Raw genomic sequence first — 659 nt, forward strand, 5'->3', positions numbered from 1 at the left:
ATACGAAGTTATATTGGCCACCTACACCACTCACAACCGTGCCATTTTCTAGGCCATCTGATACAACCGCACCACTCAGCGTCACCATCATGCCGGTGTTTATAAAGCGAGCGTGCTTACGCTGCGCAGATAGGAGCGGATGATTGTAGTCAAGCTGGTTGATATGACCGACACTCGACATACAGATCTTTTCATTTTCCTCTCGACTCATGTCGCGCAAAGCTTGATAAAAGTCTTGAGGCCCTAGATAGAAGCCACCATGCATATAGATACCACCCTTGAGGTTATCACCCAGGCATAGTTCACACACGGAGGCAAAGTTGGCTTGCTCTAACAAGTTAATCGAAAGTGTCGTTTCGCCTATTTTAAGACCATCCTCAGCCCACTGTACGGCATCAGAAAAAATGCCCCAGCGCTGTAGATAAATAAAGTCAGAATGAGTCAGCTGATGAGAAATAATCGACTCATTTAACAAGCACTCAAGTGTAGATGGTGAAACTGTTTCACCAATTTTCCCCTCATTAATCAAGCGCTGTAAATCAAGATCATCATAGACCTTACGCTTTACAATTCCGCTCTTGATTAGGTGCATGAAGCCGTTAACAAACATTTCACTGGAACCATACAAGCCTTTATCGAAGGCATCCACGCCACCATAT

General features: G+C 44.6%; 1 protein-coding gene. It reads right to left on the reverse strand.

The window, feature by feature from the left end:
* A partial coding sequence (locus A3735_RS25520; protein WP_304440026.1) for an acetyl-CoA hydrolase/transferase C-terminal domain-containing protein occupies positions 1-659 on the reverse strand: 659 nt, incomplete at both ends.

This window comes from Oleiphilus sp. HI0061 (assembly GCF_001635675.1).